Source organism: Rhodoplanes roseus, assembly GCF_003258865.1.
Classification (GTDB): domain Bacteria; phylum Pseudomonadota; class Alphaproteobacteria; order Rhizobiales; family Xanthobacteraceae; genus Rhodoplanes; species Rhodoplanes roseus.
Map to the genome: position 1 here is coordinate 1 of NZ_NPEX01000941.1, position 247 is coordinate 247.

1 protein-coding gene is annotated in these 247 nt (G+C 62.3%); it reads right to left on the minus strand.

All coding sequences use genetic code 11. The features are described 5' to 3' along the window. The coding region (locus CH341_RS33100; RefSeq protein WP_146604819.1) for an ATP-binding cassette domain-containing protein at positions 1 to 247 on the minus strand (247 nt) is incomplete at both ends.

Consider the following 247-nt stretch of genomic DNA (forward strand, 5'->3'; position numbering starts at 1 on the left):
ACATAGACGCGGTCGGCGAAGCGGCGAACGATGCCGAGATCGTGGGTGATGAAGACGATCGCCATCCCGAGACGATTTTGGAGATCCTTCAGGAGCCTGAGGATTTCCGCCTGGATCGTCACGTCGAGAGCGGTCGTCGGTTCATCGGCGATGAGGATGTCGGGATCGTTGGCGAGCGCCATGGCGATCATGACGCGCTGGCGCTGGCCGCCGGACATCTCATGCGGATAGGCGTCGAGACGCCGCT